The organism is Sulfurospirillum diekertiae (assembly GCF_002162315.1).
GTDB lineage: Bacteria > Campylobacterota > Campylobacteria > Campylobacterales > Sulfurospirillaceae > Sulfurospirillum.
This window is the reverse complement of the sequence record NZ_CP021416.1, coordinates 2,037,948-2,063,027: the sequence shown is the minus strand read 5'-3', so window position 1 is coordinate 2,063,027 and position 25,080 is coordinate 2,037,948. Positions and strand designations below refer to the sequence as shown.

The window sequence follows — 25,080 nt, the reverse complement described above, 5'->3', positions numbered from 1 at the left end:
GATGTGCTATCGTTTAGTATGCGTTATGGAGGTAATATTATGAAAACAGTTTTAATTACAGGAGCATCACAAGGAATTGGCAAAGCTATCGCTGAAAAACTTTGTCACCATTACCGTGTCTTAGCCCTCGACAAAGAGGTTCCGACCCATCATTTTTTTGAACAATTTTATGCGTGCGATCTTAGTAATCCTCAAGAGCTACAAGAGACAATAAAGCAGATTACAAAAGAGAGAGATGCGTTGTATGGGCTGGTGAATAATGCGGGTATTTTTATCCATAAACCCTTAAATGAACAGAATTTGCAGGACTGGGAGAAAATCATCGCGGTCAATCTTACGGCTCCATACATTTTATCGCAAGCCTTTGCGCCATTTTTGGAACATGGTCATATCATCAACATTGCATCCACAAGGGCATTTATGTCAGAAGCAGGTACGGAGCCTTATTCTGCATCCAAAGGTGGCATTGTCGCTTTAACCCATGCACTTTCGATCTCCCTTGCAGGTTATGTCAGTGTCAATTCCATCAGCCCTGGTTGGATCAATACCGACGAAAGCTATGTGGCAACCGTAGAAGAGCAGGCGTGGCATTCTAGTGGACGCATTGGCAAGCCAAGCGATATTGCTGAGGTGGTGAGTTTTTTGTTAGAGCGAGAAGATGGCTTTATCACGGGGAGTGATTTTGTGGTTGATGGCGGAGTCTCTAAAAAAATGGTGTATCCTTAGAGCTTTTTAAGCGCCGTCGGATGGCACAAATGCTTTTCATCGTTGGCCACACGGGCGCATTTTTCACAGATAAATTTTGGTTTTGCAACAATCTTGATGATTTTTTTTGCATAGTTTTCGATGTCGTCTTTTTTTGAGAGAACAGAGTTTTTTGATTTTCATGCTACTCCTTTCTTTTACATGTAATAGTGTAGCACGAAATCAAAAATATTCTGTCATAAAGTGGCTATTACACAGCGCCCATGATTTTTTTGGAACTCTCACCTTTGTGGCTGAGTATCTCTTCAAAACTCATTGCTTTTGCCGAACAATCTGCTTTTAAAAGTCCTTCATACAGTACGTCAATTTTCTTTTTGTTGTCGAGTTTTTTGAGCTCACTTTTATCGAGTCCTGAAAGATCAAGCAGTTCATTCCACACCGAACTCTCCGATAAAGAGTACGCATGAATGGTAACGCCTTCATAGGTAAATGTACCGTTTTTATCCAAATCGGTGACATACAGCACGACCAAGGTTGCAGGGGTGAAAAATGCTTTGTAGCGCTCAAAAAAGGCTTCAAAATGCAAAATACTCTCTAATTCAGCGGAAAAGAAAGTGACTGTATCGTCGTTTGAAACCAATAAAACTTGTTTGGCTTGCACTTTAGGTGGCAAGATGCGATCGGGTGAGAGTTGTTTTCCTTCTTCAACGATCAAAGCCCCTCTGTACCCTACAAGTTCATTCCCGATCTCCCCGTTGAAAGAAGGCTGCCATGCTAAATTATTCTCTTTAATAAACTGCAAAATTGACATGTGTATCCTTTATATGTGATAAAGAGGGTTATACAAGAACTATTCCGTGAGGTTTTGGGAGAAAAAGGAAGGTTGTTTTAAAGCTTTCAGCAGGGAGAAATCTTTACATGTAAAAATTTCTCCCTAATCCTCAATTTGTCACTCGTAAAGGATTTAATTTAAGAATATTTTTTCACATTCATGTCTTGCAAGTTTTACATTAATTTTAAGGAAATTTAGTCCTACTGAATGCTCAATACATTTCTCTGACTTTTCTTTAGCTGAAATATTATATTGATTTGCATTTTTTGCTCCTTCTAAAACACCAATGAATGTATCTCTATCATCGCTGTTAGGATTTGATCCGACAGATTGAGCTAATTTAACGATTTTTGAATCAAATTTGGCTTTTTCGGAGTCATTATTCTGAATATTGTTGACTGTGCCATAGTTAGTTATTGTACCAGTGTTTTGCATATTGATATTGTCTGCATTGAGACCTACTACTAATAAACTTAAAAGACTGATTTGCTTGAACATTTTTGGTTCCTTTGTATATATAAATTTAGTTTTAATTTTATCAGAATATTAATTACTTGGCAAATAATATTTCTTTACATGTAAACCCTTAAACCCATTTTCTGTATAATCGCGCCATTAATAATAATGGAGCATAATTGCATGAATCACACGTTTAAAATGATCCTTTTTTATATTGCGATGTTTGTGTCGCTGGGACTTTTTTGGTTTTGGATGGCGTTGCCTTCTTCGAACCTTATTACGTTAGACCCAAATGTTAAATTACAATGCCTCTCTTATGCCCCTTTTGGCAAAGATGAGTCGCCGATGAACATTGCCAAAGGGTTCAGGCCTTCAACGGAGCAGATGGACAAGGACTTGGCGCATTTGGCGACCATTACGAGTTGTATTCGCTCGTATTCGAGCGTTGGGCTAGAAGAACTACCTGAAATTGCACGTAAACATGGGCTTAAGATGTGGCTCGGCGCATGGGTGAGCAGTGATGCCGCTTTGACGCGCAAAGAGATCGACACTACGATTCGTTTAGCCAAAGAGAACAAAGACATCATCGAAACGGTTGTGGTGGGAAATGAAGCGCTTTTACGTAACGATGTGAGTGCTTCTCAATTGGTGGGATACATCCAAGAGGTGAAACAAGCGCTTCCTGATATGGTCATCACGTATGCAGATGTATGGGAGTTTTGGAACAAACATCCTGAGATCGCTCCAGCGGTGGATCGGGTGACGATTCACATCTTGCCATACTGGGAAGACAAGCCCATCAGTGTGGACAAAGCGCTTTTACATGTAAAGAATATTCGCGAGTTGATGCAACAAAAAATACCTGACAAAGAGATCGTCATCGGGGAGACGGGTTGGCCGAGCGAAGGGCGTATGAGAGAAGGTGCATACCCCAGTGCTGTGAACCAAGCGCTCTTCACGCGTGGTTTTGTCAAAATGGCAGAAGAAAATGGCTGGAAGTACAATTTTATAGAGGCGTTTGACCAGCCGTGGAAACGCATGAGTGAAGGTGCAGTAGGTGGTTTTTGGGGTCTGTTTGATGCCAATCGCGCCGATAAACACATCTTACATGGGTTTGTTTCCAACTTTCCCAATGCCCTTTGGCTTTTCATCGCTAGTTGTACACTCAGTCTGGTTGGGCTGATTTGGCTTTGGGGATTGCCACGATGTTCATGCAAAAAAGCGCCGTACTGGTTTGCGACTCTCTTTGGTGGTTCAGTAGCACTTACATGGCAAGCCAATGCTTACTGGATCGTTTCGCGGAACAATCTTGAATACGCATGGGCGATTTTGTGCCTGAGTATCGCTTTTTTATTGTGGTTGAAACTGGTGCGTTTTCTCATTGATGAAGAGATAGAAATGCGTGGTTCTATGGCACGATTTATGAGTGTTATAACGCTGAGTGAACCCAAAAGTGAAATGTTCTGGGAAGATGCCTTACACCTTTTAAGCGTGAGTGTTGTGCTCGTTATGGCACTTGCTTTAGCGTTTGATGGAAGGTATCTGAACTTTGAACTTGGAACGCTGGGTATCATCGCTACGGTTTATGCGGTGGTCTATTTCGCTACAGAACGCAAAGAGCTGAATGGCTTGATGGAAAAGGTCAGTGGTTTGACGCTTTTTATCTGTGCTTTGGTGGTTTTACTGCATGAAAGTGCACGGAATGATTTTGCGCTGAATTGGGTTGTTTTTGTACTAGTTTTTGGTTCGACTTTATGGCTTTCTCCATCTAAATTGTGTGGCATTACCAAGTCTTTTTTGATCTTAATTGTCAGTGCACTCCTTTTGGTGGCGATGAAAGAGGGTGTCTATGTCAATGAGTCTTGGGTAGACGTGTGTGCGGCTGATCCGATGCTTCCTATGTGCCAATTTAGAGCGCTTTTAGGTAAAGTGGTTTATCTCAATTACGTAGGACTTTCAGGCATTGTCGTTGCCATCTTTAGTGTGTTCTCTGGCAGTTATGTGCTAGGGATGATTGCGATCATCATGGGGCTTTTTTGTCTTTTGACGTTCAATGGCTTCTTGGGAGCCCTCATTGTTGTTCTGGGTTGGTGGATTGTAGGGTATCGTTTAAATGATCAGTGCACATTATAGGCATCCCTTCATGACTATTTTCAGGGGATTTAATAATAGCCTTTAGGTTTTTTCGTTAAAATAAATAAATTTTTAATAACGGTAGGAAAGAAAGTATGGACGTACGAGCAGAGTTTTTAAAGTTTTTTGAACAAAAAGGTCACAAGATTGTTGAGAGTTCTCCTCTTGTACCTGATGATGCGACGCTTCTGTTTACCAATGCAGGCATGGTTCCTTTTAAAAGTGTTTTTACAGGCGAAGTTCCTCGTCCGAATCCTCCACGTGCGACAAGTTGCCAAACGTGCATCAGAGCGGGTGGTAAACACAATGACCTTGATAATGTCGGCTACACAGCACGCCATCATACTTTTTTTGAAATGCTTGGAAACTTCTCTTTTGGCGATTACTTCAAAGAAGATGCGATTGCTCACGCGTGGGAATTTGTGACCGAAGTGCTTAAACTCCCAAAAGAAAAATTGTGGGTGACCGTTCATGAGAGCGATGATGAAGCTGAAGCCATTTGGAAAAAACATATTGATGCCAGTCGTATTATACGTTTTGGTGACAAAGATAATTTCTGGCAAATGGGTGATACTGGACCATGCGGTCCATGCAGTGAAATCTTTATCGATCAAGGTGAAGAGAATTTTAATACGCCTGAAGACTACATGGGCGGTGATGGTGATCGCTTCTTAGAGATTTGGAATCTTGTGTTTATGCAATATGAGCGCGATAAAGCAGGCGTCCTTCATCCTCTTCCAAAACCTTCCATCGATACAGGTATGGGTTTAGAGCGTGTGACTGCAGTTAAAGAGGGCGTACTTAGCAACTATGACTCAACACTTTTTATTCCTCTCACCAACAAAGTGGCAGAACTGTGTGGCAAACCTTACGCGTATAAAACGGGTGCAAGTTACCGTGTCATTGCAGATCATATTCGTGCTGTTTCTTTTCTTGTAGCGCAAGGTACAACCTTTGGTCGTGTTGGTCGTGGGTATGTTCTTAGACGTATTTTGAGACGTGCCGTTCGACACGGTTACCTTTTAGGTCTTCGAGAACCATTTATGTACAAACTTTTAGATACTTTGTGTGACCTTATGGGCAAACAGTATCCGTACATTGTGACTAAAAAAGAGGTCATCGCTGAACAGATCAAAAACGAAGAAGAGAGCTTCTTTGCAACCATCGCTTCAGGACTAGAACTGTTTGAAAAAGAACTTCCTAACACCAAAGAGATGTTTAGTGGCGAAGTCGCGTTTAAACTCTACGATACGTATGGTTTCCCTCTTGATCTCACCGCAGACATGCTTCGTGAAAAAGGCTTAAGTGTCAACGAAGCCGAGTTTGAAGCTTTGATGGCGGAGCAAAAAGCACGTTCCAAAGCCTCATGGAAAGGTAGTGGCGACAAAGCAACTCAGGGTGAGTTTAAACCGCTTCTTGAAAAATTTGGTCTCAATACCTTTGTGGGGTACACTCAAAAAGAAGCCAAGACAAAAGTCTTAGCGCTTTTAGATGAGAACTTCAAAGAGGTTCAAAGCTTGGAAGAAAATGGCTGGGTGATGTTTGAGAAAACACCATTTTATGCGATGAGTGGTGGACAAAGTGGGGATGAGGGTATCATCGAAGGATACGGAAAAGTCCTTGATACCAAGAAATTTTTTGACCTGAACCTCTCTTTGGTAGAGCTCGATATGCCTTTACATGTAAACGATGAGGTGAGTATCAGTGTTGATCTCTCACGTTTAGAGATTGAAAAACATCACAGTGCGACACACTTACTTCACAGCGCGCTTCGTAAAGTCTTAGGTGAGCATGTAAGTCAAGCTGGAAGTTTGGTTGAAAAAGATCGTTTACGTTTTGACTTTTCGCATCCTAAAGCGTTGAGTAATGAAGAAATTATAAAAATTGAAGCCTTGGTTAACAGCTTCATTGCCAGTGGCGTTGCGGGGCAGACCAAACTGATGAATGTAGCCGAAGCTAAAAACAGTGGTGCAATGGCACTCTTTGGTGAGAAATACGGCTCAGAAGTTCGCGTGGTCAGTTTTGGCGATGCAAGCGTTGAGCTGTGTGGTGGAACGCATGTTAGTAATACCGCCAATATTGGAAGCTTTTTCATCTTAAAAGAGAGCGGTGTCAGTGCAGGTGTAAGGCGTATTGAAGCGATTTGTGGTGGTGCAGCTTTGGCTTATGCTCAAAACCTTAGGGCGGAGATTGAAGCGATTAAAGAGAGTGTCAAACACAAAGAACCACTCATTGGTATCAACCGTCTTAAAGAAGAGATCAAAACCTTGAAAATGGAAGTAGAATCTCTCAATGCGCACGCTGGAAAATCGGTAGAATCTTTACATGTAAATGGTATTGAACTTATCGTTGATGTTTTAGGTGCAGGGGATATTAAAGCGCGCATCGATGATCTTAAAAATGAAAAAGAATCCGTTGCCGTGCTTTTGTTGCAAGTCAAAGATGATAAAGTCATGATTGCAGCAGGTGTTAAAAATGCTTCCATTAAGGCAGGCGCTTGGATTAAAGAGATTGCGCCTATCGTTGGCGGTGGTGGTGGCGGTCGTGATGACTTTGCCCAAGCAGGTGGACGTGATGCTTCAAAAATAGAGGAAGCTAAAAAAGCAGCCATTGAGTATGCTAAAACGGTTCTTCAAGGCTAGATGATGCGTGATTTTTTCATAGAAATATTTGGCGATTTTGGCAGAATCATCGTTTTTTTACATGTCATTAGTTCAGCATTATTGATTGGCAGTATGTTTGTGATGCGTTTTGTCATTCAACCTGTTGAAGAATATGTTCCTGATGAAAAGATCAAGTTTAATAGTTGTATGCAAATGATGCGCCGTTATATTCTCTTTTTAGTTCCTGTAATGCTAGTGATCGTGATAACATCGGTGTTTATGCACATAGGGCTTGGTTTTAAAGCGGGCAATCCAACCACTTATGTCATGGTTCATACGAAAGAAGCCCTTTGGACGTTTATTGCTTTTAACTTTGTTTACATGTATTTTAAATATCTGAGAGCCAAAAAAGGGTTAGCCGAAGAGAATTACATTGAAGTTGAGGAAAATGTGATCTTAATGGTCAAGTACCTCATTCCGCTTAATTTACTTTTAGCCATTATCTCGGTCTATTTTGGCGTGATTTTACGAGGCTACTAAGATGCAAACGATCGTTTTAGGTTCCTCATCCATCACGAGGGCGGAACTGCTGAATAAATTTGAAGTTCCGTTCATCCAAAGGGATGCAGGGTTTGATGAAGAGAGCCTTCGCATCAGCGATCCTGCTCATTTTGTTTACCATGCAACCAAAGGGAAAATGCAGAGCTATCTTGAAAAATACGACCTAGAAATGCCTGTTTTATGTGCTGATACGGTCGTAACTGCCAATGGACAAATCCTTCGCAAAGCCAAAGATAGAGCCGATGCTAAACGCATTTTAGAAGCGCAAAGTGGCAATACCGTGAGCATTCTTAGTTGTATGATTTATAAATCTAAAACGATTGAACTCATTGATCTCTCAACAACCGATTATCTTTTCTTACCCTTTGATACCAAAGCTCTTCATGATTATTTACAGAGTGATGAATGGCAGGGGAAAGCGGGGGCGTGCATGGTGGAAGGATTTTGTAAATCTTATATTAAAGAAGTGGTAGGACTTGAAAGTACCGCTATGGGGCTGAGCGTTGAGAAGCTTCTGCCTTTTTTGACCTTTTAACCATGTATCAAAACGAACTGCAAGCCATCACCAAAGCCAATCGCTACCGAAGTCGTAAGCTTTACAGTGATGATTTGGCTGATTTTAGCTCGAACGATTATCTGGGTTTTGCTCAAAATTCAACCTTGTTTGAGCGAGCAGTGGCACAAGTTTTTATGTACAAAAACCATGCCCCCAAAGCATCTATTTTAGTCAATGGGTATCATCCCATTCATCAAGAATTTGAAGAGTTTTTAATTCGCCATAACGGTTTTGAAGCTGCCCTTGTGTGCGGGAGTGGTTTTTTAGCCAATTTTTCGTTGATTGAGGCGTTACCGCGCAAGCGAGATTTGTTGATTTTAGATGAAGAGTATCACGCCAGCGGTATGGTTGCTTCTAAAACCGTCGATGCTGAGGTGTTGCTTTTCAAACACAACGATGCCAATCATCTTGAAAGCCTGATTAACACACATTCACATAACCGTATTATCATTGCTGTTGAGGGTATTTATTCGATGAGTGGGGATCTTTTAAATCCAGATATTTTTGAGATAGCGGATCGTTACAATGCGCTTTTGATTGTCGATGAAGCACACAGTGTAGGTGTTGTCGGCGAGCATCTTCGAGGCGTGTTTGATCTTTACAACATCACACCCAAAGCCAATCATATTAAAATGGGAACCCTTGGAAAAGCACTGGGCAGTTATGGTGCGTATATTTTATGCTCCGAACATATCAGTGAATTTTTACAAAATCGCGCGAAAGCAATCATCTATACTACGGCTCCTTCGGTGTTTGATATTTCTTTAGGCTACCAAGGGCTATTGTATATTTCAAAAAATCAAGCAAGCTTAAAAGTTGAAATAGCCAAACGTCAAGCTGTTGTGAAAGCGGTCTTGGGCGTGAATGTTAAAGGGTTGATCTGCTCATATCCATTGAGTGAAGGAGCGGATACGCTAAGTATTCAGCAAAAATTGATAGAAGAGGGTTTTTTAGTGGGCGCCATTCGTCCTCCCACAGTTCCAAAGCCTATTTTACGTCTGATCCCACGCCTTGGTGAGAGTGTCGAAAAGTTAGAAACTTTGTGCCACCTGATCCAAAAGGGGAGCTTTTGAGCTTTACATGTAAACAGCTTATCATCAAAAGTAACGTGAAAACACTGCTTGATATGAGCTTTTCTTTTGAAAAATCGTTTGCATTGATTGGCGAGAGTGGCAGTGGAAAAAGTTTGACGCTTAAAGCACTTTTAGGGATGTTACCTCAAGAATTGGATGCATCGCTTGAGTATAATGCTTCTTATGAACTGCATCGAGGCGAAAGTATTGCTTTTGTGCCGCAAAATCCTTTTACAGCACTCTCTCCTTTGACAAAAATTAGCCAACAGTTTATGGCAAGTGAAGAAATTGCAGAAAAATACTTGAAAATGGTAGAACTAGACGTTGCCTTTTTAGATCGTTTTCCCTCTGAACTTAGCGGTGGACAATTACAGCGTCTTATTATTGCTATGGCTCTGTCACTAAAACCGAGACTTCTACTTTTAGATGAGCCGACAACGGCACTGGATGAAGAGAGTAAAACAACGGTTTTGGAATTGATCTCTAGGCTTCAAAAAGAGTGTGAATTTGATCTACTCTTTGTAACACACGATATTAGTACCATTGAGCATTTATGTGATGATGTTGGCATTATCCAGCAAGGAAAAATCGTTGAGAGAGGTTTGACCAAAAATATTTTACATGACCCAAAAGAGGCGTATACGAAGCAACTTTTAGAGTCTGGATTTAGACAAAGGAGTTTTAGAACGTGAAATATATTGTAACAATTTTTACGATGATCGCATTTGCAGGATTGATGGCACTTATTTTTTTATACGCACAAATCAGGTTTGATGCCTATAAAATTATTGATTATACACCAAAATTAACCACACAGATTTATGATAGAAATGGTGAACTCATTGCCAACCTTTTTGATGATGAAAATAGGTTGTATGTGGATTATAAAAATATTCCTCCTCGCTTGATTGAAGCATTGGTTGCCACTGAAGATACCTCATTTTTTGAGCATAGTGGTATTAATCTTGAGGCTATTTTTAGAGCACTTGTAAAAGACATTCATGCCATGAAAATGGTCGAAGGTGCAAGTACCATCACACAACAGCTGATTAAAAATACTGTTCTTAGCCGTCAAAAAACATTAACGCGAAAAGTGAATGAAGCTATTCTTGCTTATACGGTAGAATCTTCTTTAACGAAAGAGCAGATTTTGGAGCGTTACTTTAATCATGTCTATTTTGGGCATGGCTATTATGGTGTTAAAACAGCAGCACATGGTTATTTCAATAAAACACTTGATGCACTGACTCTAAAGGAAATCGCTATTCTTGTAGGTTTGCCTAAAGCCCCTAGTTCATATGACCCAACAAAGCATATGGACCTTTCATTGAGCCGTGCCAATCAGGTTGTCAATCGTATGTATGCACTAGGTTGGATTAGTGAGGCTGAGTATACGAAATCAACACTAGAGCATCCAATGGTGTATGATGAGACGTTGACCCGAAATAAAGCACCGTATGTTGTTGATGAAGTGATTAAAAGTTTAAGTACCGAGTATGATGATATTAAAAAAGGTGGTTATCAAATTTATTTGACGATTGACTTAAAGCTTCAGCATTTAGCGCATGAGTCGCTTAAAGTAGGTTACAATGGTATGGTTTCACGAATGGGTAAAGATGCCAATGCCTCTGATCTTAATGGTGCGATGGTGGTTATGGAAAATGGTACGGGCAATATTTTAGCCCTTGTGGGTGGGCTTGATTATGCAAAAAGCAGTTTTAACCGTGCCACCCAAAGTAAGCGCCAACCCGGTTCAAGTTTTAAACCGTTCTTGTATCAAAAAGCATTGGATTGGGGATATTCTCCATTGTCTGAAATTCCCGATATTTCACGTACGTATGTCAATAGCGAAACCGATGAAGAGTGGAAACCTAAAAACTATGAAAATGATTTTGAAGGGCTAATAACCCTTAAAGAGGCATTGGTTCATTCCCGTAACCTTGCAACCATCAACCTTTTATCGCTTTTGGGATTGGATAGTGTTTATAAAGAACTCAAAAAAGATGGGTTTAAAAACCTCTCCATGGATCTCTCTTTAGCACTGGGAAGTTTTGGAATTTCTCCACTAGAGTACAGTGGCTTTTATTCAATGTTTGCAAATTATGGCGTGAGAACAGAACCAATGTTGGTTAGGAAAATTGTCAATCGTCAAGGGGTAGAAAAAATTTATGAAACCAAAACACAAACAATGACTTCTCCAAAACAGAGTTATTTGATGATTGATATGATGAAAGAGGTTGTCAAACGAGGAACGGGTAGAAATGCACAAGTTCCTGGTATTGAAATTGCAGGTAAAACAGGAACAACCAATAGCAGTGTGGATGTGTGGTTCTGTGGTTTTTCTCCTGACATTGAAGTAATCACTTGGTTTGGAAATGACAATAACTCTCCACTCAAAAAAGGTGAAACAGGTGGACGTTCTGCAGCACCTGCCTTTAAATATTTTATGACAAAGTATGTGGAACTCCATCCAGAGACAACGCGAGAGTTTAAAATACCAGAAGGTGTTGAGTCTCGTAAAATTGATGGAACGACAGAGTTCTTTACTGATGTTTCCCCTTTCCCTAAAACCAATAATGTAAAACAACTCAAAGAAGATAGTGGGTTAATGTTTTAAGAGAGGAGTTTTAGAAGAGCTACTTCACTATGCTTTTTGAAGCTTTTTTGAGAGGGTCGAAATAAAATAGAGTTTCATCCTGCCTCGTAGAGGCAAGCTTTAGTACCCAGTGTAACGTAGCTTTTCAAGCTAAACTTGGGAAGCGTATAGAAATAAAAAAAGGGGAGCGAGAAGTTCTAAAACTCCCCACTCCCCTGATAATCTTTAAAAGACTAGCAAGAGTACATTGTTTTAAATTCGAAGGCTGTAGGTCTAGCCTCATCTGGCCAAACTTGAGTTTCAAATTTATAGTGTTGGTAGGTATCCAAAAATTCTGGAGTCATAACCGGTTTAAGGTACTCATTGTCACGGATTAACGCTTCAAGTGAACCTCTGAGTGTATGAGGCATTTGGTTAATACCTTTTTCTCTAATTTCATCGAGTGTAAGCTCAAATAAGTCTTCATCCATTGGTCCAACAGGCTCAGCTTTTGTTTTGATACCATCAATGCCTGCAAGAAGCATAGAAGCAAATGCAAGGTATGGGCATGAAGTAGAGTCAGGGAAACGCATCTCAACACGAACTGATTTCTCACCCGCACCGTAAGGAATACGGCAAGATGCTGAACGGTTTTGCATAGAGTAAGTAAGAATTGAAGGAGCTTCAAATCCTGGGATCAAACGTTTGTAAGAGTTGGTTGATGGGTTTGTAAAGGCTGCAACACTTCGTGCATGTTTCAAGACACCACCGATGTACCAACGTGCCATGTCGCTAAGGTTGGCATATTCACCCTCTTTAAAGAACATGTTTTTACCATTTTTCCAAATAGATTGGTGAACGTGCATACCGTTACCATTGTCACCATAAAGTGGTTTTGGCATAAAGGTTGCAGTTTTACCGTTAAGGTGTGCTACCATTTTAACAACGTATTTGTATTTTTGAACGTTATCGGCTGCTTCAACAAGAGAGCCAAATTTAACGCCGATTTCACCTTGTGCCTGAGCAACTTCATGATGAACAACGAAGACTTCAAGACCAATTTGTTTAAGGGTTTGTACCATTTCAGCACGTAAATCTACCATAGAGTCAATGGGTTGAACAGGGAAATATCCACCTTTTGTGCCTGGGCGGTGACCTGTGTTATAGCCATCAGTGAAACTTTTTGCGCTATTCCAAGTACCTTCTTCAGAGTCTACTTCGTAGTATGAACAGTTAATGTCGTCTCTGATTTTGACATCATCAAATACGAAAAATTCATTTTCTGGACCAAAGTAAGCTACATCACCTAAACCTGTTTCTGCAAGGTATTTCAATGTTTTTTTAGCAATACTTCTTGGGCATTTCTCGTAGAGTTCACCTTTGTAAATATCAAAAACATCACAGAAAACAACAACGGTAGAATCAGCCGTAAATGGATCCAAAAATGCTGTTTCAGCCTCAGGTTTAAGGAGCATATCAGATTTATTAATTGGTTGCCAAGCATCAATGGATGAACCATCGAAAGGGATACCATTTGTAAAAGATTCTGCACTAATGGATTCAATAGTGTATGTAAGATGATGCCATGTTCCTTTCATATCAGTGAAACGAAAATCGACAAATTCAACTTCATTGTCAGTAGTGTATTTGAAAAACTCTTCAACACTGTTAACGAATTTACCCATGTTGTAACTCCTAAGATTTTAAATTTCAGTAATTTTATCAGATTGAGCTGAAAATAAGGCCGAAAAGTGTGCTTAAAAATTAACCAATATTCGATCTCGACTCTCATAAGTTGCACATTTTTTATACCCGTAATTTTTTGCGATCACTCTAAGTTCATCTTGTAAAAAGCCAATATGATCGATTGTATGGGCATCTGAACCAAAAGTAATTGGAATATCATGCTCAGCGATCAACTCTAACAGTGGATGACTTGGGTATTGCTCTCCTACTGGTTTGCGAAAGCCAGCAGCGTTCAATTCTATAGCCATATTGGCTTTTTTAATGGCTTTAATGGCCTCTTTTGCAATCATCCTGACATCTTTTTTTGGCAAATAATTAAAGACTTTTATGAGATCTAAATGGCCAACGATATCAAATAAACCACTTTTTGCCATGTCGGTAATGGCAGCAAAATAACGTTCCCATACTTCATCAATATTTTGAGTACGGTACTCTCCGATAAATTCGGGATTATCAAAGCCCCATGAACCCAGATAATGCACGGAGCCTATAAAATAATCAACATTACGTTGAAGAACACGCTCATCAATATAACCTTGCAAGAAATCTACTTCATAAGCAAGTAGAATTTTGATCTGGTCTTGGTACTTTTCTTTTACATGTAAAACATCACGCTCATAATTTGCCATTTGTGAAAAGCTCATTCTGTAGTCTTCATCAAAGCCCATGGGAGCATGATCCGAAAAGCCAAAAACATCTATCTTTTGAAGTAGAGCCGCTTGCACGAACTCTTCTATACTCCCTTCCGCATGGTTACACAAAGGGGTATGGTTGTGAAGATCAATCAACATTGTTAGTGCTCCTTCAATCAGGGTCTTAAAGTTAAATTATATAAAAAGTTCACTATAATAGACCATAATTTGTCACTTTGAGGAGAAAGCTTATGACGCAAGAGGAACTTGATGCTTTGATGGCGGGCGATTTAGACGAAATGGACGAAACTGCACCCCAAGAGGAAAGCATCGCCCAAGAAGAAGAGACAGAGGGGAGTAATGCTTTAAATGAGCAAGAAGAGCACGACAAAGCTACGACCCAAATGATGAATGAGTATAGAACATCATCTACAATGTCTTGGCCACCACCACCACCAACAGATGATCACAAAATGGTACATCAACTGGATGATGTGACCAAAGACTCTGAAATTAAAGCAACTCAGGTATTTGACAAACTTGAAATCGTAAATAACTTTATGCTGAGTGCAGAAGATAATGCGAAAGAGGTCATTAAACTCATTGAGTCTAATATCACTCTTTTTGAAACATTGGTATCAAAATTTCCTAAAATTGATCAATTCCAAAAAGCATTGGATGATAACAAAGGGATGAAAGAACGTGTTGAAGATCTTTTAATGAATGCCCAAATGGCTGAAGATGAGATCATGATGACGATGGATATTATGCAATACCAAGATATTCACCGCCAAAAAATTGAACGTGTTATCAACGTCATGCGTGCGCTTTCAAAATACATGAGTGCGTTGTTTGAAGGCTCCAAAGATGATACAAATCGTGTTAGTTCAGCCGTACATATTCATGGTGATACAACAACAGAAGATGTTGTGAGCAATGAAGATATTGAAGCGTTGATCGCTAGTTTAGGAAAGAAATAGGTGTCAAACGTCGAGCTGCTTTCTCCCGCTGGAAATTTTGAAAAGTTAAAAATAGCGCTAGCTTATGGCGCTGATGCCGTGTATGCAGGGGTAAGTCACTTCTCCCTGCGCATACGCTCAGGCAAAGAGTTTACCTATGAGAGTTTTGAAGAAGCGATCAATTATACGCATGCGCACGGTAAACATCTTCACGCAACCATCAATGGATTTCCGTTTAATGCGCAAATTCCTCTTCTTGAAAAGCACATTGAACGTGTGGCCGCGATGAAGCCTGATGCGTTCATTGTTGCCGCTCCTGGTGTGATTAAGCTGGCACGTAAAATTGCGCCTCAGATTCCAATTCATCTTTCAACTCAAGCCAATGTGCTCAGTTACCTTGATGCTGAAGTCTATTCAGATATGGGCGTGAAACGTATTATCGCAGCACGCGAGGTCAGTTTGAAAGATTTGGAACAGATCAAAAAGCATTTACCACATTTGGAACTCGAAGTGTTTGTGCATGGTTCGATGTGTTTTGCGTACAGTGGTCGCTGTTTGATTAGCTCTGTGCAAAGTGGACGCGTCTCCAACCGTGGAAGCTGTGCCAATGACTGTCGTTTCCCTTACACGCTTTACGCACACAACGAAGAGAGTGGAACGCTGTTTCGTATTGAAGAGAGCGAAGAGGGCACGCACATTATGAACGCGAAAGACCTCAATTTAAGCGCGCATGTCAAAGAGATCCTTGATTCTGGAGTCATTGATTCGCTTAAGATTGAAGGGCGAACCAAGAGTGCGTATTATGTTGGCATTACGACCAAAACGTATCGTCAAGCGATAGAGGATTATTACGCGAACCAGTTTGATGCGGCTAAATACACAGCAGAGCTCGATACAACGAAAAATCGAGGCTTTAGCGATGGTTATTTAGTCAATCGTCCGTTTGAAAAAAATGACACGCAAAACTTAGCGCACTCGATCAGTGAGGGCACACACCAAGTGGTTGCCCAAGTGAGTGAGGATGGTACAACCTGCCTTTGTAAGGATGTTTTATCTTTACATGTAAACTATGATTTGGTCATGCCAGCTCATCTTACAATTGAAGCAATGGAGAATGACATTGGTACTATTTTTGAAGAGGGTGGTTTTTGGAAAATAAGCTTTAAAAAACTTCAAACGCCTAGTGGAAAAGTGTTTGATGAGATACACAGCGGCAATGTCAATGCGATTGTCTTGCCCACAACCCTCCCAGGGTTTACATTTTTAAGAGCAAAAATAAAAGGATAAAACGTGAAGTTCGTTTCTATTATAATGGGAAGCAAAAGTGATTTTACCGTGATGGAAGAGTGTGCAAAAACACTGGAAAAATTTGGCGTCTTGCATGAGATCATCGTCTCCTCCGCACACCGAAGTCCTGCACGAACCCATGAGTATGTTAAAAATGCGGAAGCCAAAGGGGCAAAAGTCTTTATTGCCGCAGCAGGGATGGCAGCCCATTTAGCAGGCGTGGTAGCATCGCTTACAACCAAACCGGTGATTGGTGTTCCGATGAAAGGTGGCGTTATGGAAGGCATGGATGCGCTTTTAAGCACCGTTCAGATGCCAGGAGGGATGCCTGTTGGAACGGTGGCTATTGGCTCAGCAGGGGCAGTAAATAGTGCGTATCTTGCAATGGAAATTCTAGCTCTTGCCGATGAAGAGTTGGCGGCGAAACTTAAAGAAGATCGCATTTTAAAAGCAAAAAAAGTCGAAACTGATTCTATGGGTATCGAAGTTATTCTATAAAGGGTGAAACAATGAACAGCTGGATGGGAATTGAAGAGTTTAGCACATTAGTGAATTTGGATATTTCTGCCATTGAATCACTCATTGATGAGGGAAAACTCATCACCAAAGAAGAAGAGGGCAAATGCTTTGTTGAGGTTAGTCGTAGCGCGCAAGCACTCATCCCTGCAACCAAAGGAATTGTTCTTGATAACACTTACGAAGGCTCCTCTATCTCAATGAGCTCTGAGTTTGTTGAAAAAACGGTTGGTGCCATTTTAAGTCTGCATGAAAAAGTGTTGGATGCTAAAGAAGAAACTTTGGATGCACTCAAAGGTGAAAACCGCTTTTTGAAAGAGGCGCTTTTTTCGATGCAAGAGTTGTGTGATGAAGATCGCAAAGTCATTGAGACGTTGACCAAACAGCTTGAGCTCTTACGAGACGAGCTTGAATTTACCAAACGAAAATATAAAATGATGTGGAATAAAGCGGTGGAAAGTTATACACCACCCACCAAATAATCTTTACATGTAAAAGGACAGAATAGTGTTAACCTTTAGTCAAATGCTTTTAAACCTCCAAACTTTTTGGCAAGATCAAGGCTGTACGATTGTGCAACCCTACGATATGCCTGCGGGTGCTGGAACCTTTCATAATGCAACCTTTTTACGAAGCTTGAGCAGTAAACCGTGGGCAACGGCGTATGTGGCTCCTAGTCGCAGACCAACGGATGGAAGGTATGGAGAAAATCCAAACCGATTAGGAAGTTACTATCAGTTTCAAGTGCTCATCAAGCCTAGTCCTGACAATATTCAAGAGCTTTACCTTAAAAGCCTTGAAATGCTAGGACTTGACATTAAAAAACACGACATTCGCTTTGTCGAAGACAACTGGGAGTCTCCGACACTGGGTGCGTGGGGTCTTGGTTGGGAAGTGTGGTTGGATGGTATGGAAGTGACACAGTTTACCTATTTTCAACAAGTAGGTGGTATCCCATGCAGTCCTGTGCCTGTTGAGATTACCTATGGCGTTGAGCGTTTGGCAATGTACCTTCAAGAGAAAGAATCTGTATTTGATCTTGTGTGGAATGAGAACAAATTTGGTGTGACAACGTATGGAGATGTGCATAAACAAAGTGAGTATGAATTTAGCAAATACAACTTTGAAATCGCCAATGTCTCTATGCTGTTTGATCAGTTTGAAAATGCGCAAGTGGAGTGTAAACGCTGTCTTGAAGAGAACTTACCATTGCCTGCATATGATTACTGTTTGATGGCTTCACATACGTTTAACGTCCTTGATGCACGTAAAGCCATTTCGGTGACACAACGCCAAAACTACATCCTTAAAATTCGAGAACTTGCCAAAGGGTGTGCTGTCAAATATAAAGAAGTGGTGGGTTAATGAAATTAGGGGCAATCTACGATTTTTTAGATACATTAAGCCCTTTTGCTACACAGGCACGTTGGGACAACAGTGGTTTATTGATTGGGAGTTTAGATGATGAGGTAGAGCAAATCTACCTTAGTCTTGATGTTGATAGTTTACTGTTAGAACAAGTAGTGCCAAATTCACTTATCATAACGCATCATCCCCTCATTTTTAGTGGATTAAAACAGCTTAATTTTGCAAAATATCCTTCTAATTTGATTCAGATCATGGTACAAAAAAAGATTAGTTTGATTGCCATGCACACCAACTTTGATCTCTCCCATTTAAATGCTTATGTTGCTTCAAAACTAGGCTTTGAAGTCAAAGAAACCAAAGAGTTTGTCGCCTACTGTGAGGTAAACCAAAGTTTGGATGATTTGGCTTTACATGTAAAACACGTCTTGGGTATTGAACATCTGCGAATCGTGCGAGCAAAAGAGTGGATTGGACTGTGTGCTATTACCACAGGATCTGGGGGCGATTTGATTGCTCAAATTGAGGCCGATTGCTTTTTAAGTGGTGATCTAAAGTATCATCAAGCGATGGAAGCAAAAGAAAATAATCTCTCATTAATAGACATAGGTCACTTTGAGTCCGAGCGCTATTTCCCAGAGTGTTTGGGCGATTATTTGAAAAATTTGCCATTAAAGGCTATAATATCAAATTCTAAAAATCCGTTTGAGTACAAATAGAGGACACATAACATATGAATAAGTATTTAGAACAGTTAATTGAGCTTTCCAGGTTAGACAAAGAGATCGACGATTTTGGTCCACGTATTGCCAAAGTTGAGAAAATGTTGAAACTTTCTTTAGACAAAGAGAGAGATTTAAAACTCCAAGCAGAGTCTTTTCAAGCGGACATTGCAGACGCTAAACTTAAGAAAGCAAAAAATGAATCACATTTAGCAGAACTTTCCGCTAAACTTAAAGATATTACTAAAAAAAGTGCTTTGGTTAAAACAGCTAAGGAAGTGAAAGCACTTCAACTCGAAGAAGAAATTTCAAAAGAGCAGTGTGATTTTGCCAATGATGAAATTAATCGTTTAGATAAAATTGTTGATTTAAAACAAGCCAATATTGCAGCATTACAAGAAAAAATTGCAGAGGCTGTCAAAGAAGCAGAAGAGATTAAAACTTCGATTGATTCACAAATTAAGACGATCGAAGAGGAACGTAAAAATGTTTATCAAGCAAAAGAGGAATTGGTTTTACAAATGAGCCAAAAAATCTTGACTTTTTATCAGAAAATTAGAAAATGGGCTCAAAACAGTACGGTTGTCCCTGTTAAAAAACAAGCATGTTATGGCTGTTTTATGCGAATGAATGATAAAACGTATGCCAGTGTATTAAAGCAAGATGATATTATCACATGCCCACATTGTGGTCGTATTTTATACAAAGAGATTGAGGAAGTTAAGGCGTAAGCTTTGATTTTTTTTTTATTATGTATTGGCAACGCTACTCTATCTTTTAGCGTTGCCAATACTTATTTACCTTCATTTTAAGCCAAAATATCACGATTCAATTCCCGCACGTTTTTTTTTGAAAAACAATGCTCGCTTTACTGAGAAAGGCATTTGGTTTCATGCATGTTCTTTTGGTGAAGTTCGTTCACTAAGTCCTTTTATTGAAAAAATTGAGCCTTCAAGTGTGCGTATTAGTGTCATAACTCAGACGGGATTTCGAGAAGCTTCCAAATATCCATTAGCGCAAGTACGCTATTTGCCATTTGAAATATTCCTGCCGTTTTGGATACGAAAACAAAAAGTATTGATCGTTATGGAAGCCGAACTTTGGCCACTTCTCTTTATTGTAGCCAAAGCGAAAGGAATGAAAACCGTTCTGCTCAATGCTCGTATATCGGATAATTCTTATGCTTCATACGTTCGTTTTGCTTGGCTGTATCGTTGGATTTTTAACTCAATAGATCTGATTTTTGCGCAAAGTCTTGAGGATGAGCAAAGATTAAAAACGCTTGGCGCTAAAGCCGTGCATGTGTGTGGCAATATTAAGGCGTTTAGTCGGTATGAAGTAAGCCATGTGTATCCAAAGCAACCCAATAAAAGAGTGGTTGTCCTTGCCAGTACGCATGAGGGTGAAGAAGAGTTGATTTTATCGCATCTTACATTGCTTCCCAATGATCAGCTGATTGTCGTACCGAGGCACCCTGAGCGATTTGCGAAAGTGAATAGACTTTTAAGTGCATACGCTGAAAATTTGGGTAAAAGTTACATGTGTTTATCGAAGCAAAATTCGTTGGAAGCAGATGTCATTTTATGCGATACAATGGGTGAACTGATTAATCTGTATGCAATTGCTGATGTCGTGTTTTTGGGTGGTTCTTTTGTGGACGGTGTTGGTGGGCACAATCCCCTTGAACCTGCATTTTTTGGGACTAAGCTTATCAGTGGAGAGTTTATTTTTAACCAAAAAGTGCTTTTTGATTCGGTGACAAACGTCTTTACATGTAAAGCTGAAGATATAAAAAATGTTTTTGATAGTATTGAAACTTATCCCAAAAGTGCTATCGTTCATCATGGCGATATAGAGCCACTATTAGAGCAAATATTAGGAAAATAAAATGGAAAAAGCATATAAATTGTTAGCATTACAAGAAGGCATCTCGAATCGGGCAGCCAAAGATCTCATCGATCGTGGTGTTGTGTATTCTGCAGGCAAAAAAGTCAGTGTTGCACGTGGCGAGCTACTTGAAAACACTAAATTTAAAGTTGAAAAAATTGCACCTATCAAAGTTATTTTTGAAGATGAGTTTATTATGGCGGTAGACAAACCTGCCTTTATGACCTCAGAAGAGGTTGCAGAGATTAAAAAATTGCCGTTATTGCACCGATTAGATCGTGAAACCAGTGGCGTTTTACTGTTAACCAAAGATGATGAGTTCCGTATAAAAGCAGTCAATGCATTTAAAAAACGGGAAGTTCAAAAAGAGTATTTGGCCATTGTTGAAGCTAAGATTGTGGAGGCAGTAGAAATTAATGCTCCTATCTTGACCATTAAAAAAGGCAATACGGCTTACAGCAAAATCAGCGATGAAGGTAGAGATGCAATCAGTCACGTTGAACCGTTGATGATTGAAGGAAAACGCTCTAAAATTAAAGTACGTATTGAGACAGGTCGAACCCATCAAATTAGGGTGCACCTTAAAAGTATTGGCGCTTCTATTTTGGGTGATACTGAATACGGCGGACGTCCTTATAAACGTTTGATGTTACACGCTTCTAAAATTATGCTCTTAGGTTATATCTTTCAAACGAAAGAACCTGAAGATTTTATTAAATTTAGCGTTTGACCAAAAAAGAATTTATGCTTTATAAAGCCCTAAAAATAGGATTTATAAAGCATTCTGAAGTGCTAAATTAGTGAACTTGTTTTAAGGTTTAATTTAGTTTAAAGTATTTGTTGTGTAAAATTGCATTCCTTTGCCAAAAGCAGGTATGTGTGAATAGATTAAAAGGATAGTTTGTGCTAGAGGTTTTAACCGATTCGTTTCGATCAGCGATAAATAAAATACGTTTCAGTGATGATGAAAAGTCTTTAAAAAGTGCATTAGAGAACCTTAAAAAAGCGCTTCTCAAAGCCGATGTTCACCATAAAATTGTACGTGATTTAGTGCGCCAAGTTGAACTGGAAACGAAAGCAAAAGGAATTGGCCAAGTCAATTTTTTACGCTCTTTAAAAACAAATTTAACGACGATCTTAACCGTTCCTGGTAGACAAGGATTTGTTTTTGCATCCAAGCCTCCAACCACAGTATTAATGGTGGGTTTGCAAGGAAGCGGTAAAACAACAACAACGGTAAAATTAGCAAATTATCTCAAAATAAAACAAAAAAAAGTTTTGGTCGTTGCTTGTGACTTGCAACGTTTAGCGGCAGTTGAGCAATTACGCCAACTCTGTTCAGCTAATGAAATTGATCTTTACTCTGAAGAGGCAAATGCTAATCCTGTTGCCATTGCAAAAAATGCAATGAAAAAAGCGAAAGAGGGTTTGTATGATGTCGTTTTAATTGATACAGCAGGTCGTCTAGCCATTGATGCAGAATTGATGGATCAGCTAGAAGCCATTAAAAAAGAAGTGACACCCGACGAGATCTTTTACGTAGCTGACTCCATGACGGGCCAAGATGCGGTCAAAAGTGCGGTAACATTTCATGAAAAAATTACGCTCAGTGGTGTCATTTTAAGTAAGTTTGATGGTGATGGTAAGGGTGGGGTTGCTCTGGGAATTGCTGAACAAACCAATGTACCACTTCGCTTCATCGGTGTGGGTGAGAAAGTTGCTGATTTGGAGCACTTTATTCCTGATCGTATCGTGAGCCGTTTGATGGGCGAGGGCGATCTTGAAACCTTAGCGGAAAAAACAAGTTCAATTATTGATGAGAAACAAGCTAAGGCTTTAACTAAAAAGATTAAAAAAGGTGAATTTAACTTCAACGACTTTTTAGAGCAGATGGAGCAGATGAAAAAGCTTGGTAGTATGAAGTCCTTAATTGGGATGATACCTGGACTTTCTCAGATGGCGGGTCAACTTAAAGATGTCGATATGGAAAATTCGGTTGAAATGAAGCGTATTAAAGCGATGATCGGCTCCATGACGAAAAAAGAGCGAGAAGACCCAGAATTACTCAATAACAGTCGAAAAAGAAGAATTGCTGAAGGTTCAGGACTTTCTCAAGTAGAAGTCAATCGTTTCCTAAAGCAATTTGCAAATGCAGCAAAAATGGCGAAGAAATTCTCAGGTAAAAAAGGAATGCAAGATCTTCAAAATATGCTTTCACAAAGTAAACACGCACATCTTCGTTAAGATGTAACGGTTTATATTTGCATGTAAGCTTTACATGTAAATCTAAGTCGTAGACAAAATTTAAGGAGACCATAAAAATGGCAACAGTTGTAAGATTAACACGAATGGGTAGAAATAAAACTCCATTTTACAGAATCGTCGTAACAGACAGTAGAAAAAAAACGTGACGGTGGATCAATCGAGACGATTGGTTACTACAATCCATTAACAGAACCACAAGTTATCAAATTTGATGCTGAGAGACTTGCTTACTGGAAAAGCGTTGGCGCAAAGATGAGTGACAGGGTTGCTAAAATCACTGGTAAATAATCATGATTGACAAATTTCTCGAAGAGTTTGCCAAGCTTTTGGTAGACAATCCAGCAGGTGTACGCGTTGAGCGAAGCGATGTTGATGGAACATTTTGCGAAGTTGTCATCTATGCAGATAAAATTGATACCGGTAAGTTGATTGGTAAAGATGGCAAAATGATCAATTCACTCAAGACGCTTATCTCTGGTTGTAAAGCAAAAGATGGCATATCTTACAGAGTGACTGTCAAAGCTAACGATGAATAATCAATCTTCACTCATTGAAGTCGCTCAAATTGGGCGACTCGTGGGCTTAAAAGGTGAGCTTAAACTTCACCTTCAATGTGACTTCCCTGAGCAGTTTAAAAAAGGTAAAAAGTTTAAAACCCAAAAAGGTGAAGAACTTGAAGTCTTTTCTTTCAATCTCTTACGTGAGTTAATCTCTTTTGTTGGGTATCAAAGTAGAGAAGAAGCAGCAAAGCTTGTCAATACATTGTTATTTACAACACAAGAAAATTCGATCAATGAATGTGCTCTTAAAGAGGGTGAATTTTTTTGGTTTGATTTGATTGATGCACGCGTTATAGATGAAGATGGAACGGTGTTGGGTCAAGTCGATGAGATAGAACGCATTGCTGTAACAGACTATTTGGTGATCAAAACTGATGAAGCATTAGTCAAAAAAGGGCTTGCTAAAACCTTTTATTTACCTTACATTGATCGTTATATCATCATGTTCGATAAAACCAAAAAAGAGGTGCTCAGCAAAGATGGTTTAGGAATTCTGGAGAACTCCTAATGCGATTTTCGTATGTGACACTTTTTGAGGGGTTGATCGCTTCTTATTTTGAAGACTCAATTTTAAAACGTGCCATTGCAAAAGAGCTTTTAAGTGTTGAGTTTTTTAATCCAAGAGATTATACACTCAATAAACACGGTAAAGTCGATGACTATCAAGCCAGCGGTGGCGCAGGACTTGTACTGTTTCCTCAACCTTTGTTTGATCTTTTACGTTCTATCAAACAGGCATCACATGAAGCGTATATTATTTTCCCGACTCCCTCAGGGAAACTGTTTACGCAAAACGATGCCAAACGACTGGCACATAAAAAACATTTGGTTTTTGTGAGTGGGCGTTATGAGGGAATTGATGAGAGAGTGATCGAAACATTTGCCGATGAGCTTTTTTGCATAGGTGATTATGTTTTAACCGGTGGTGAACTTCCGAGTCTTGTGATGAGTGATGCCATCAGTCGTAATATTAAAGGGGTTCTTGGCAACGAGGATTCTCTAAGTATGGAAAGTTTTGAGAGCCCATTATTAGAGGCACCGTGTTTTTCAAAACCGCCGATTTATGAAAATAAATCAGTGCCCTCAGAGTTTTTAAAGGGAAACCACGCTAAAATCTCAAGCTTAAAAAATAAAATGTCTGAATCTAAGACAAAATACTTCAGACCCGATCTGTTTTCTCGCTTTAGCGCGAAGCATTAGAATGAACAAAAAGGATAATAGATGAGAAATAAATATATTGAAGCTTTTGAAGCAGGACAGATTTCTGAGAAAAATGTTCCACAATTCAGAGCAGGTGACACACTAAGAGTTGCTGTTAAAATTATTGAAGGCGATAAACAACGTGTTCAAAATTTTGAAGGTGTTTGTATTGCAAGACGTGGTACGGGTACGGGTGAGACTTTTATGGTAAGAAAAATTGGTGCAAATAGTGTGGGTGTAGAGAGAATCTTCCCTATCTATTCTGACAGTATTGATGAGATCGTTGTTCTTAGACGTGGTGTTGTAAGACGTGCGAAACTCTTCTACCTTAGAGATAGACGTGGTAAAGCTGCAAAAATTAGAGAACTTAGAAAATAATATTTTTTTGGCAGTAATACAAAAAAGTGTTACTGCCTTTCCCTCTTTTCCTTCTCCTTTAACTCC

General features: G+C 39.7%; 26 protein-coding genes and 1 pseudogene. 23 read left to right on the top strand and 4 right to left on the bottom strand.

The features are described from left to right. Window positions 1-39: 39 nt before the first annotated feature. Entirely contained in the window at window positions 40-726 is a 687-nt protein-coding gene (locus Sdiek1_RS10490; RefSeq protein ID WP_161492028.1) for an SDR family oxidoreductase, read from the top strand. Window positions 727-955: 229 nt separating this feature from the next. Here the strand turns inward: Sdiek1_RS10490 and Sdiek1_RS10485 are convergent, their stop codons facing one another. Both Sdiek1_RS10485 and Sdiek1_RS10480 read right to left on the bottom strand, forming a co-directional pair. Continuing rightward, the gene (locus Sdiek1_RS10485) at window positions 956-1,516 is read right to left on the bottom strand and encodes a hypothetical protein (protein WP_087439073.1); all 561 of its coding nucleotides are present in this window, start codon (window positions 1,514-1,516) and stop codon (window positions 956-958) included. 153 nt (window positions 1,517-1,669) lie between these two features. After that, entirely contained in the window at window positions 1,670-2,035 is a 366-nt protein-coding gene (locus Sdiek1_RS10480) for a hypothetical protein (RefSeq protein ID WP_087439072.1), read from the bottom strand. Window positions 2,036-2,176: 141 nt separating this feature from the next. Here Sdiek1_RS10480 and Sdiek1_RS10475 point away from each other — a divergent pair, with 141 nt between their 5' ends. From Sdiek1_RS10475 to Sdiek1_RS10445, 7 genes are all read left to right on the top strand, one after another. Next, window positions 2,177-4,129, top strand: a complete 1,953-nt coding sequence (locus tag Sdiek1_RS10475; RefSeq protein WP_087439071.1) for a glycoside hydrolase family 17 protein — start codon at window positions 2,177-2,179, stop codon at window positions 4,127-4,129. Window positions 4,130-4,224: 95 nt separating this feature from the next. Next, on the top strand, window positions 4,225-6,771 hold the full coding sequence (gene alaS / locus Sdiek1_RS10470) for an alanine--tRNA ligase (RefSeq protein ID WP_087439070.1): 2,547 nt from the start codon (window positions 4,225-4,227) through the stop codon (window positions 6,769-6,771). Between the two features lie 3 nt (window positions 6,772-6,774). Further along, entirely contained in the window at window positions 6,775-7,272 is a 498-nt protein-coding gene (locus Sdiek1_RS10465; RefSeq protein WP_087439069.1) for a hypothetical protein, read from the top strand. 1 nt (window position 7,273) lies between these two features. Next, window positions 7,274-7,828, top strand: coding sequence for a septum formation inhibitor Maf (maf, locus tag Sdiek1_RS10460; RefSeq protein ID WP_087439068.1), 555 nt, complete (start codon window positions 7,274-7,276; stop codon window positions 7,826-7,828). 2 nt (window positions 7,829-7,830) lie between these two features. After that, a complete protein-coding gene (locus Sdiek1_RS10455) occupies window positions 7,831-8,922 on the top strand; it encodes an aminotransferase class I/II-fold pyridoxal phosphate-dependent enzyme (RefSeq protein WP_087439067.1) in 1,092 nt (363 codons plus the stop codon). Continuing rightward, window positions 8,919-9,614, top strand: a complete 696-nt coding sequence (locus tag Sdiek1_RS10450) for an ATP-binding cassette domain-containing protein (protein WP_238098938.1) — start codon at window positions 8,919-8,921, stop codon at window positions 9,612-9,614. The genes Sdiek1_RS10455 and Sdiek1_RS10450 overlap by 4 nt, the downstream gene beginning before the upstream one ends. Window positions 9,615-9,637: 23 nt before the next feature. Then, a complete protein-coding gene (locus Sdiek1_RS10445; RefSeq protein WP_087439882.1) occupies window positions 9,638-11,539 on the top strand; it encodes a transglycosylase domain-containing protein in 1,902 nt (633 codons plus the stop codon). A gap of 212 nt (window positions 11,540-11,751) precedes the next feature. On the opposite strand, the gene glnA is transcribed toward Sdiek1_RS10445, so the two are convergent. Continuing rightward, a complete protein-coding gene (gene glnA / locus Sdiek1_RS10440; protein WP_087439066.1) occupies window positions 11,752-13,182 on the bottom strand; it encodes a type I glutamate--ammonia ligase in 1,431 nt (476 codons plus the stop codon). A gap of 72 nt (window positions 13,183-13,254) precedes the next feature. Next, the gene (locus tag Sdiek1_RS10435; RefSeq protein ID WP_087439065.1) at window positions 13,255-14,034 is read right to left on the bottom strand and encodes a histidinol-phosphatase; all 780 of its coding nucleotides are present in this window, start codon (window positions 14,032-14,034) and stop codon (window positions 13,255-13,257) included. A gap of 92 nt (window positions 14,035-14,126) precedes the next feature. Here Sdiek1_RS10435 and Sdiek1_RS10430 point away from each other — a divergent pair, with 92 nt between their 5' ends. The 15 genes and pseudogenes from Sdiek1_RS10430 (at window position 14,127) to rplS (ending at window position 25,014) form a co-directional block, all read left to right on the top strand. Continuing rightward, the gene (locus tag Sdiek1_RS10430) at window positions 14,127-14,855 is read left to right on the top strand and encodes a chemotaxis protein (RefSeq protein WP_087439064.1); all 729 of its coding nucleotides are present in this window, start codon (window positions 14,127-14,129) and stop codon (window positions 14,853-14,855) included. Next, complete coding sequence (locus Sdiek1_RS10425) at window positions 14,856-16,121, top strand: peptidase U32 family protein (RefSeq protein ID WP_087439063.1); 1,266 nt, start codon at window positions 14,856-14,858, stop codon at window positions 16,119-16,121. 3 nt (window positions 16,122-16,124) lie between these two features. Next, complete coding sequence (purE, locus tag Sdiek1_RS10420; protein ID WP_087439062.1) at window positions 16,125-16,619, top strand: 5-(carboxyamino)imidazole ribonucleotide mutase; 495 nt, start codon at window positions 16,125-16,127, stop codon at window positions 16,617-16,619. An 11-nt stretch (window positions 16,620-16,630) separates the two neighbouring features. Continuing rightward, window positions 16,631-17,119, top strand: a complete 489-nt coding sequence (locus tag Sdiek1_RS10415; RefSeq protein ID WP_087439061.1) for a DUF3972 domain-containing protein — start codon at window positions 16,631-16,633, stop codon at window positions 17,117-17,119. A gap of 25 nt (window positions 17,120-17,144) precedes the next feature. Further along, window positions 17,145-18,002, top strand: coding sequence for a glycine--tRNA ligase subunit alpha (glyQ, locus tag Sdiek1_RS10410; protein ID WP_087439060.1), 858 nt, complete (start codon window positions 17,145-17,147; stop codon window positions 18,000-18,002). After that, complete coding sequence (locus Sdiek1_RS10405) at window positions 18,002-18,721, top strand: Nif3-like dinuclear metal center hexameric protein (protein ID WP_087439059.1); 720 nt, start codon at window positions 18,002-18,004, stop codon at window positions 18,719-18,721. The genes glyQ and Sdiek1_RS10405 overlap by 1 nt, the downstream gene beginning before the upstream one ends. Window positions 18,722-18,735: 14 nt before the next feature. Beyond that, complete coding sequence (locus Sdiek1_RS10400; protein ID WP_087439058.1) at window positions 18,736-19,455, top strand: zinc ribbon domain-containing protein; 720 nt, start codon at window positions 18,736-18,738, stop codon at window positions 19,453-19,455. 25 nt (window positions 19,456-19,480) lie between these two features. Next, window positions 19,481-20,611 carry a lipid IV(A) 3-deoxy-D-manno-octulosonic acid transferase gene (gene waaA, locus Sdiek1_RS10395; protein ID WP_087439057.1) on the top strand — a complete coding sequence of 377 codons (1,131 nt, stop codon included), beginning with the start codon at window positions 19,481-19,483 and terminating at the stop codon, window positions 20,609-20,611. A 1-nt stretch (window position 20,612) separates the two neighbouring features. Beyond that, window positions 20,613-21,341 (top strand): RluA family pseudouridine synthase, encoded by a 729-nt coding sequence (locus tag Sdiek1_RS10390; protein WP_087439056.1) that lies wholly within the window; start codon window positions 20,613-20,615, stop codon window positions 21,339-21,341. 173 nt (window positions 21,342-21,514) lie between these two features. Then, complete coding sequence (gene ffh, locus Sdiek1_RS10385) at window positions 21,515-22,855, top strand: signal recognition particle protein (RefSeq protein ID WP_087439055.1); 1,341 nt, start codon at window positions 21,515-21,517, stop codon at window positions 22,853-22,855. Window positions 22,856-22,932: 77 nt separating this feature from the next. Further along, a pseudogene (gene rpsP, locus Sdiek1_RS10380) lies at window positions 22,933-23,164 on the top strand (30S ribosomal protein S16). A gap of 2 nt (window positions 23,165-23,166) precedes the next feature. Next, window positions 23,167-23,412 (top strand): KH domain-containing protein, encoded by a 246-nt coding sequence (locus Sdiek1_RS10375; RefSeq protein ID WP_037959462.1) that lies wholly within the window; start codon window positions 23,167-23,169, stop codon window positions 23,410-23,412. Continuing rightward, a complete protein-coding gene (gene rimM, locus Sdiek1_RS10370; RefSeq protein WP_087439054.1) occupies window positions 23,405-23,944 on the top strand; it encodes a ribosome maturation factor RimM in 540 nt (179 codons plus the stop codon). The genes Sdiek1_RS10375 and rimM overlap by 8 nt, the downstream gene beginning before the upstream one ends. Then, window positions 23,944-24,636: a tRNA (guanosine(37)-N1)-methyltransferase TrmD gene (gene trmD, locus Sdiek1_RS14950; protein ID WP_192866742.1), complete on the top strand. Its 693-nt coding sequence runs from the start codon at window positions 23,944-23,946 to the stop codon at window positions 24,634-24,636. The genes rimM and trmD overlap by 1 nt, the downstream gene beginning before the upstream one ends. Before the next feature lie 21 nt (window positions 24,637-24,657). Continuing rightward, a complete protein-coding gene (rplS, locus tag Sdiek1_RS14945) occupies window positions 24,658-25,014 on the top strand; it encodes a 50S ribosomal protein L19 (RefSeq protein WP_192866741.1) in 357 nt (118 codons plus the stop codon). Window positions 25,015-25,080 lie beyond the last annotated feature (66 nt).

Coding starts and splice junctions, on each gene's coding strand:
- Sdiek1_RS10490 (WP_161492028.1), top strand. CDS start 40: ATGAAAACAGTTTTAATTACAGGAGCATCACAAGGAATTGGCAAAGCT.
- Sdiek1_RS10485 (WP_087439073.1), bottom strand. CDS start 1,516: ATGTCAATTTTGCAGTTTATTAAAGAGAATAATTTAGCATGGCAGCCT.
- Sdiek1_RS10480 (WP_087439072.1), bottom strand. CDS start 2,035: ATGTTCAAGCAAATCAGTCTTTTAAGTTTATTAGTAGTAGGTCTCAAT.
- Sdiek1_RS10475 (WP_087439071.1), top strand. CDS start 2,177: ATGAATCACACGTTTAAAATGATCCTTTTTTATATTGCGATGTTTGTG.
- alaS (WP_087439070.1), top strand. CDS start 4,225: ATGGACGTACGAGCAGAGTTTTTAAAGTTTTTTGAACAAAAAGGTCAC.
- Sdiek1_RS10465 (WP_087439069.1), top strand. CDS start 6,775: ATGCGTGATTTTTTCATAGAAATATTTGGCGATTTTGGCAGAATCATC.
- maf (WP_087439068.1), top strand. CDS start 7,274: ATGCAAACGATCGTTTTAGGTTCCTCATCCATCACGAGGGCGGAACTG.
- Sdiek1_RS10455 (WP_087439067.1), top strand. CDS start 7,831: ATGTATCAAAACGAACTGCAAGCCATCACCAAAGCCAATCGCTACCGA.
- Sdiek1_RS10445 (WP_087439882.1), top strand. CDS start 9,638: ATGATCGCATTTGCAGGATTGATGGCACTTATTTTTTTATACGCACAA.
- glnA (WP_087439066.1), bottom strand. CDS start 13,182: ATGGGTAAATTCGTTAACAGTGTTGAAGAGTTTTTCAAATACACTACT.
- Sdiek1_RS10435 (WP_087439065.1), bottom strand. CDS start 14,034: ATGTTGATTGATCTTCACAACCATACCCCTTTGTGTAACCATGCGGAA.
- Sdiek1_RS10430 (WP_087439064.1), top strand. CDS start 14,127: ATGACGCAAGAGGAACTTGATGCTTTGATGGCGGGCGATTTAGACGAA.
- Sdiek1_RS10415 (WP_087439061.1), top strand. CDS start 16,631: ATGAACAGCTGGATGGGAATTGAAGAGTTTAGCACATTAGTGAATTTG.
- Sdiek1_RS10405 (WP_087439059.1), top strand. CDS start 18,002: ATGAAATTAGGGGCAATCTACGATTTTTTAGATACATTAAGCCCTTTT.
- Sdiek1_RS10400 (WP_087439058.1), top strand. CDS start 18,736: ATGAATAAGTATTTAGAACAGTTAATTGAGCTTTCCAGGTTAGACAAA.
- Sdiek1_RS10390 (WP_087439056.1), top strand. CDS start 20,613: ATGGAAAAAGCATATAAATTGTTAGCATTACAAGAAGGCATCTCGAAT.
- Sdiek1_RS10375 (WP_037959462.1), top strand. CDS start 23,167: ATGATTGACAAATTTCTCGAAGAGTTTGCCAAGCTTTTGGTAGACAAT.
- rimM (WP_087439054.1), top strand. CDS start 23,405: ATGAATAATCAATCTTCACTCATTGAAGTCGCTCAAATTGGGCGACTC.
- trmD (WP_192866742.1), top strand. CDS start 23,944: ATGCGATTTTCGTATGTGACACTTTTTGAGGGGTTGATCGCTTCTTAT.
- rplS (WP_192866741.1), top strand. CDS start 24,658: ATGAGAAATAAATATATTGAAGCTTTTGAAGCAGGACAGATTTCTGAG.